This window comes from Herbidospora mongoliensis, assembly GCF_001570545.1.
GTDB lineage: Bacteria > Actinomycetota > Actinomycetes > Streptosporangiales > Streptosporangiaceae > Herbidospora > Herbidospora mongoliensis.
The window spans coordinates 1-6,463 of sequence record NZ_BBXD01000044.1; the positions used below are offsets into that span (position 1 = coordinate 1).

Here is a 6,463-nt window from a genome sequence, read left to right on the forward strand (position 1 = left end):
GCGGTAGTTCGTTGAATCAAGGCGTTCGGCGAGGTAGAAGCGTAGGTACGGGGGCTTCCGGATGAAGGGAGCCGAGGGATGACCAAACCCAAGCCGTGTCCGCCCGCGCCGGGGCCGCTGGAGGAGTACGCGGCCCGCTTCGATGACCTGTTCTCCCATGTGGCGCAGCGGCGGGGGTTTCGGGAGTATCTGGCCGGGTTACTCCAGCCGCGCTCGCGGAACAAGACGCTGACGTGCCTGGCCGATGCGGAGCCGGTGGCGGGTGCCGGGAGTCCACCGGCGCAGCGGCTGCAGTTCTTCCTGTCGGAGTCGTGCTGGGATCCCGTCCGGATCAATGAGCGGCGGCTGCGGCTGCTGCTGGCCGACCCGGCCACCGCCGCGCATGCCGGTGGGGTGCTGGTGATCGATGACAGCGGGGACCGCAAAGACGGCACGGCGACCGCCTTCGCCGGCCGTCAATGGCTGGGGCGGCTCGGTAAGACCGACAACGGCGTCGTCACGGTGACCACGCTGTGGGCCGATGAACGGTTGTACTTCCCGCTGCACGCCCAGCCCTACACCCCCGCGCGCCGGTTGCCCGGCGGTAAGAACGATCCGGCCTTCCGCACGAAATGGCAGATCGCGGTGGAGCTTGCCGCGGCGGCGATCCAGGCCGGGGTGGGCGTGCGCGCCGCGGTGGCCGACTGCGCCTACGGGGATCTGGACAACTTCCGCGCCGAACTGCGCCGGATCGGCCTGGCCTGGGTGATGGCCTTACGGCCCGCCGCGGCACCTGGGCCTACGGGCCCGGGGCGTATACACCGCGAGAGGCCGCCCGGGAGCTGGGCTGGGCCGGGCCGGATCAGCCCGGTGACTGGCAGCGGGTCGAGCGCACCTTCCGTGATGGGCACACCGAGACCTGGTGGGCCGGGGAGGCCCGGCTGGGCGCCTGGGGCCCGGACGGGCTCACCCGGCTGGTGGTGGCCACCGCCGATCCGGCCACGCTGCCCGACAAGGCCACTTGGTATCTGGCCACCGACCTGCCCCGCCCTGGATCACCCCGCACGGCCGACAGTCCTCATCAGGCCGCCGACCTGGCCGAACTCGTCCGCCTCTACGGCATCCGGAACTGGATCGAACAGAGCTACAAACAGATCAAGGACGAGCTGGGCTGGGCCGACTTCCAAGTCCGCTCCGGCATCGCCATCCAACGTCATCAGTCGCTGGTCAACTGCGCCTTCAGTTTCTGCTGGGCCGCCTGGTTCTCTGATCCGCCCCCACCTGAGATGCCATCGGCCAGTGCCGTAGAGAGGGAGCGCGACCGCCTCATCCCAGCAGCCTCCAAGCGTCCCGCGGCTCCCCTCGGCCCCCAGTTGGCCCCACACGCTCCGCGCGGTCCGAAGTTGGCTGACCCCGGCCATCGCGCTCACACGCTGGTGGCGGGCATGGTCCAAAGCGCCCCCGCCCGCTGATCTGCAAGCGCTCATCGACGCCGTTCACGCAGGCCATGGCCTATACCTCTACCAACCACCTTGATTCAACGAACTACCGCTAGCCCGGACTTTCGTGATCTTCTTGTGGTCGGGTGAATGATCCGGCTGAGTATCGATTTCGCGGTCGGGTCAGCGTCGTGGCCCGACTGTCGTGCCGGGTAGACGGTGTTCCACAGGCCCATGGTTGGCCTTTTCGCGCGTTGGGACGGCTTCGTGCTCGTCAAGGTCCAAGGTCGGTGCTGGCAGGGTCGGCAGCCAGGTGATCGCGGTGATGATCTGCTTCGCCCCAGGGTCATCGGGCGGCGATCCGCATCCGCAATCGGCGGCCTTGGCAGGTCCGACGTGCGGCGACGGCGAAAAGGCGCAGCCGCAGCCGCTTGGGGCTGAACGTCCACATCGTCAACGCTTCCGGGGCCACACGCCCCGGGAGGAAAGGGGTGGTCAACACGTCGACCACATGGCCCAACGGACAGACCGATCTCCGGGAGGTCCGCAACCATCACGCTTGGCTCATCCGCTCCGCCGAACACCCGCCTGTGCGCCCTTTCGTCTTCACTCTCCTCACTACCTCTCTCCTCACCCCCTCGCACGGGTCGGCCCTGGCGGGCGTCCTGTCCACCGTTCCCGACCTGCGCGACGAGATAGAGGGACTTCGCGAGGCGTTGGCCTGCTCCGACTTGACCACCACAACCTGACCGCCGCCATGCGCGCCACTCTCGCCGCCGACCATGAGGGCGAGCACGATCGCTGTAGTACGTGCGAGACGAACTGTCCGCGCAACGTGGCGAGGCTCTATGAGGGCCACCTGTCCCTCTCGCGGATACGCCGCATGCGCCGGTACGGCGTCGAACCCCTGTTGATGATCGACGCGAACATGCAGTTCGGGCCGCTCGCCTTCACGCTCGTCATCTCGTGGCTGTGGCGGCGACGTTCCGAACTGGACCCGCTGCTGATCTCGAGACTGACCGTGCTCGCGGGTGCCGCTGTGCACGTCACCCGCCTGGAATGGGCTCAACCGATCATTGTCAGTACGGGCATCGTCGTCGCCCTGATGGCGATGCCCGAAGGCGCGGTGCTCCACCTGCGCTTCAGGGAAATTTCTAGGTCGATCTAGATCACGCTGAGTCGATTCGTGAGTCTCTTACCTGCAGCAACACCCTGAGGGGAGCGGTGGGTCAGAGGGGGTCGGAAGGCGTTGGCTCCCTGATTTGGCTCCCGTCGCTCCCCTTGAAGGGGAGAAGGCAACCGGCCCAAGCCGCAGTTCATCGCTTCAGTCGACGATCTCTAAGTACGCTTAGCGAATGAGCTTCACAGCACTCCACCGCGCAGTCGGTGCGCCCCCTGGGCCATTGACAGAGGACATTCTTGACGCGGCCGTAGCCGCTGGTGTGACCGAGACGAGCGACCTGGATTGGAAGTTGGAGCTACCGCCGGCGAAGGGGCTGCCACAGACAGACTTCCCCAAGGATGTTGCGGCGATGGCGAACAGCGGTGGCGGCCTAATCGTCTACGGCGTACGCGAGTCACAGAAGGCGGCAACTGAGCGGGTTGATGTAGGCGAGTTCGATGAAGCGTATGAGCGATCGCTGCGCAGCGCAGCGATCACTGGCATTTCTCCTCCTGTGTTTGGGCTGCATATATTCCGCGTCGGAGCCAAGGGTAATCAGGCTGTCGTCATCGAGGTTCCTGCGAGCATCGACGGACCGCATTTGATCTACAGGAACGATTATTTCGGTGCGCCTGTGCGCAACGACTCAGACACGGTATGGATGAAAGAGCGCCAGATCGAGGCCATGTATCGCGCACGTTTCGAAGAACGCCGCCATACAACCGAGGCGCTGGACGCGCTGTTCACTGATGCGTCTGGGGGGCTTAACTCCGGCGAGCGTGCATTGCTGATAGCGGTCGCTCATCCCCGCATTCCCCGGTTCGGTGCGCGACTGACTCGCGACGGGATCAAGGATGTGCTGTCAAAGGCCCGTGACTTAGCGCTGTCCTTCACGAATCATGGCGGAATTCACCCGTTGAATAATGTTGACCTGCAAAGCTTTCGCCCTGGACTGCGCCGCTGGGTAGCAGTGAACATCGCAACGAGCGAGAGCACGGTGTGGAAGGCATCGTGGGTCAGCATTCACCACGACGGTTCGGTGACGCTCGCAGCCACCGTTGGTGGCCACAGAATGGACCGCGACAGATATTTCGGAGGTTGGCAAGTTGAGTCGGCTGCTATTGAGTGCGCTATTGCCGATTTCATGGGGCTTATTAGGACGACTGCGGAAGCTGCTGGCAACGACGACTACGACGTTCGAGTTGGCATCGATTGGAGCAGGGAGCAGCCGCTCAGGATTCTAACAAGGGATATCGGTGGTTTTATTTACGATGGAGTGTCGACTCCACTGCACCGATTCACGCCTATCGATACGACCCTTAACGCTATAGGGCCAGACTCGGACTACTTGGGGCATGTTCGCGACCTCGCGCTAGACTGCGTGAATCAGGGTGGCGTCTCGAATCTCCTCGTGATTCAGCCACCAGATAGCGATGATCAGATCGCCTAGCAGGAGACGGCGCTAGATGGGTCGATCTCGCGCCGAGGAAGATTGCCAAGCGAAGATGAGCTGATAAAAGAGTTGCTTATAGCGCCTTAAGGGAAGAAGAAAGCAAAAAAATCGACGGTCGATTTGATTGGCTTAATTATCTTCCGATTTGGAGAGTTTAGTGTCAAGAGAAACTATGCGGGCAATGCTGGAGCCCGCGATTAGGCATTTCGGTGCAGCCTTGATCTCGTACACACTCAATATAGATGAGACTGCCCTTCAGGCGATGGTGGCTGGTGAAGAGGATGTCGCTGCCGAAAGCCGTGATTTGCTAGTACTGGTAACACGGCGTCTGGAAGAAGAAAGAATTCGCTGCGCAATAGCCGATATGCCATTATCGAGTGCACTGTTCAGTTTGGCTGAGGAAATTCCCTCCGGGAAGAGGAGTGTCTTTAATTCTTGGCGACTAGCCGCTGGCGGGTCCTTGCCTGATTTCAGAACGGGTGACCCTGTCGTCGACGCTTTCGCTCCTATTGCAATGGAAATGTATCCATTGTGTATAGCGAAAAGGATGGAGGGGCACTTTGGTTTAATATATCTTACTCACTCTTTTTTTGATAGCACAGAACGTCCGGATTTTGAACGTGCAGTATTGGAGGACTCGGCACTAAGGCGGCTAGTCGACGTGGAGGAGCGAGAAGGGCGACGCGTTAAGGCTAGAGTAAAAGTAAACACAGGCCAATCCAGCGCAATCTTCATGCAGGAATTGCAGAATTCCATATTGAATTCAACCTATATATATGCCCGAATGAGATCGGGCTTGGATGTTCAAGGCTTTAAGGTGGCGCTTGAGAATACATTTGCAACACTTAGGCGTGCTGCTACGGGCAAGTTGACCCAGATTCCAGTATGGATCGGATTTAACAATATCGCTGTCCCCGGACGGGTCGAACTTCCATGGGGGACGGTGTCTCCTTATGGAGAGCCAAATGGCTTTGAGTTCGTTCCGGGTGAAGCGCGACCTTCAAGAGGAGGGGAAGATAGTGCCACGCTTGGTTTTGTGCTTGAAACAAAGCGCGATTATCAAATAGAGATCGACTATGACTATCAAAACGAGTCCGGTGAAATCCAGTGGCCCGCTAGCATGGAGCGCGCGGAGCTTGCTATGCAGCGTTCGTGTGAACGGACTCAACTCGCTTTTACTTTAGGGATAGACCGTACCTTGCCGGCCGCTTGCAGTAGATCTTGGACATTGATGGCCGATCCGTTGTCGATGACCACTGGCCTGTCCTCGCATATGCGGGCTGCAATGCCGGTCGACTTCTATGTCGTCAATGACACAGAGATATACTCACTGGAACATTGGGCCGGTCTTATCCACACCGCATCTTCCGAAAAGGTGGAAATCGCGCTAAGGCGCCTTATTTCGGCTACCACAGAGCGAAGGAACGCGGTCGATGGATTCGTCGATGCTGTGGTTGCGTGGGAGAATATTTTCGCGGGAACTAGCCAAGGGGAATTGTCATTCAGAATTTGTGCCGCGATGTCGAAGTTACTGGAATCCGATGGCGAAAAAAGATTGGCACTGCATAAAACGCTAGTCGCCATGTATAACAGTCGAAGTAAGGTTGTCCATGGCGCAAAAGAGCTCAGCCATGAAGAGGCTGTCGCGGCTAGGGGTTATGCCCTTGACGTGTTATTGCGTTGCCTCCGAATGTTGTACTCAGATTATCCGGAGTTGTTGACCGACGTGGATCGCTCAAAGCGTATTATCCTGACGCTTTAGCGTGGCTAGGTCGGATATCCTGGGTTAAATGCTCGGTTAAGCGTGGGCAAAAAGGGCCCTGTGCTCGACCTCGATGGGCAGTCCCCACTGGCGAATCGCAGCCCGCGCATATCGATGTGCGGCTGGTTTGCTAGAGAGCCTTAATGGCTGAGGTTATGAGAGGTGGGGGTCCAGGCCGGTCTTGGCGATGAACCCGCTGAGGATGCGGCGGCGGTATTGCATGCGTTTGAGCCGGCTCTTCACCAGCGCGAGGAGTTGGTCCTGGTTGCGGGTGGCCAGGTTGGCCAGGGATTTCTTCATGTGGGCCCAGACCGCTTCGACGGGGTTGAACTCCGGCGCGTAGGCGGGCAGGTAGAAGACCGTCAGCCACGGGCGGGCCGCGATCAGCTCGCGCATCCGTGCTGAGTGGTGGGTGTTGAGGTTGTCCCACACCACCACCAGTGGCGCGCCGAGTTGTTGATGCGCCGCGTCGAACAGGGCCGCGTAGTCGGCGGCTGCGAACCCTTTCGGCTCCCCTTTGCGTCCGCGATAGGGGCGGGTGCGGTAGATCAGCCTGGCTCCAGCGGCCGGGTCAGCCGGTTTGACCGCAACCAGCGCGGCGATGGAGATCCGGCCGCCGCCTTTGGCGGTCACCGCCACCACCGGGGTGATCCCGCGTCGTCCCCAGG

The 6,463-nt window shown here is 60.6% G+C and carries 4 protein-coding genes and 1 pseudogene; 4 read left to right on the forward strand and 1 reads right to left on the reverse strand.

Annotation, left to right across the window (positions count from 1 at the left end; translation table 11 throughout):
• The first annotated feature begins 78 nt into the window (after positions 1-78).
• From AW272_RS46360 to AW272_RS43000, 4 genes and pseudogenes are all read left to right on the forward strand, one after another.
• Positions 79-1,451: pseudogene (locus AW272_RS46360) on the forward strand (IS701 family transposase).
• A 724-nt stretch (positions 1,452-2,175) separates the two neighbouring features.
• Positions 2,176-2,586 (forward strand): hypothetical protein, encoded by a 411-nt coding sequence (locus AW272_RS40105; RefSeq protein WP_157519386.1) that lies wholly within the window; start codon positions 2,176-2,178, stop codon positions 2,584-2,586.
• Between the two features lie 187 nt (positions 2,587-2,773).
• A complete protein-coding gene (locus AW272_RS40110) occupies positions 2,774-4,030 on the forward strand; it encodes an AlbA family DNA-binding domain-containing protein (protein ID WP_066376566.1) in 1,257 nt (418 codons plus the stop codon).
• A 184-nt stretch (positions 4,031-4,214) separates the two neighbouring features.
• Positions 4,215-5,795 carry a HEPN domain-containing protein gene (locus AW272_RS43000; RefSeq protein ID WP_157519388.1) on the forward strand — a complete coding sequence of 527 codons (1,581 nt, stop codon included), beginning with the start codon at positions 4,215-4,217 and terminating at the stop codon, positions 5,793-5,795.
• A gap of 153 nt (positions 5,796-5,948) precedes the next feature.
• On the opposite strand, the gene AW272_RS40115 is transcribed toward AW272_RS43000, so the two are convergent.
• Positions 5,949-6,463, reverse strand: a 515-nt coding sequence (locus tag AW272_RS40115) for a transposase (protein WP_218011243.1), incomplete at its 5' end; no start/stop codon positions are given.

Coding starts and splice junctions, on each gene's coding strand:
- AW272_RS40110 (WP_066376566.1), top strand. CDS start 2,774: ATGAGCTTCACAGCACTCCACCGCGCAGTCGGTGCGCCCCCTGGGCCA.
- AW272_RS40105 (WP_157519386.1), top strand. CDS start 2,176: ATGCGCGCCACTCTCGCCGCCGACCATGAGGGCGAGCACGATCGCTGT.
- AW272_RS43000 (WP_157519388.1), top strand. CDS start 4,215: ATGCTGGAGCCCGCGATTAGGCATTTCGGTGCAGCCTTGATCTCGTAC.